The sequence below is a fragment of the Nocardioides sp. NPDC059952 genome, from assembly GCF_042730435.1.
GTDB lineage: Bacteria > Actinomycetota > Actinomycetes > Propionibacteriales > Nocardioidaceae > Nocardioides.
Genome location: NZ_JBHWLY010000136.1, coordinates 1 through 1,061, shown reverse-complemented (window position 1 = coordinate 1,061; position 1,061 = coordinate 1). Strand labels below are relative to the sequence as shown.

The window sequence follows — 1,061 nt, the reverse complement described above, 5'->3', positions numbered from 1 at the left end:
CGCGCCCTGACACGGGGGTGTACGGCTGGAGCTAAGCAGGACCTGGTGGCTCCGCTGTGGGATGTCTTATAGTAACACACACTCCCCAAACCACTATATTCTGTGTTTTTGGCGGGACTTTCTCCGTATTTCTCCGGGAACTGCAACATCAGCGCATCGACGTACGTAACAAGTACTGAAGGCTCTGATTCGGACCGAACTCGGGAGCGTCCATGGTGAGCAATGAGGCTGTGACGGCCTCGACGAGCAGTCGAGGCCGCGGTGTACGCCGCGCCGCGATCGCTCGTGGCACCGGACGTGACGCGACGATCGAGCGTCGGAGCGAGCAACGGATCCATGCGGGCGATTGGACGCCGGGGGGCGTCGCCCTGCATGGATCTACCACCGGGCGTGAAGCTGGCCAGCCGACTCAGGCTGCCGATCCGTCCGGTCCGATGAGTGGGGCTATGAGCGTGACCAGGACCTCGCTCGCCCTGCTCGGCGGGACCCCGTCCGCGCCAGCCGCGATCCCCGTGCGCTCGGGCGCCGGGTGCGGGCGCTGACGGGGTCCCGCATTCCCTCAACACCCGAACACGTCAGGAGAACGCGATGAACTCGAAGATCCTCGGGGGCCTTCGGCGATCGGTGGCGGTGACCCTTGCCGCAGGTGGCTTGATCGTCGCCAGTGCCGCGGTTGCCTCCGCCCAGCAGCCGATCAAGGCTCCGGACCGCGGACCCGCGGGTCAGGTGACGGTCTCCGGAGATGCGGCCGGCAACGACGCCGCGGTGACGGTGACGACCGACGGGGCGACTGTCGTGGTCAGCGGTCGCGCGCACCTCGAGTCTCCGGTCGACCACGCCGCCGGTGGTGGTGTCGTCCATCATGACGACGACACCGGCTCGCCGCTGGGTGGCGGTCGCGGTGTGGATCTCGGCACGGACCAGCTCGGATTCGCCGGGGGAGCCACCGGGGACTCTTCGTCCGTGGACATCGTCGGCACCGGCCGTGTCGGGACGGAGAAGCGCTACTACGTCCAGGGCGCGCCCTGAGCGAACCTCGCATGAGATGCGTCGGGGCCACC

The 1,061-nt window shown here is 67.7% G+C and carries 1 protein-coding gene; it reads left to right on the top strand.

Annotation, left to right across the window (positions count from 1 at the left end):
- Nucleotides 1-588: 588 nt before the first annotated feature.
- A complete protein-coding gene (locus tag ACFV9G_RS29590; protein WP_378733021.1) occupies nt 589-1,029 on the top strand; it encodes a hypothetical protein in 441 nt (146 codons plus the stop codon).
- Nucleotides 1,030-1,061: the final 32 nt, after the last annotated feature.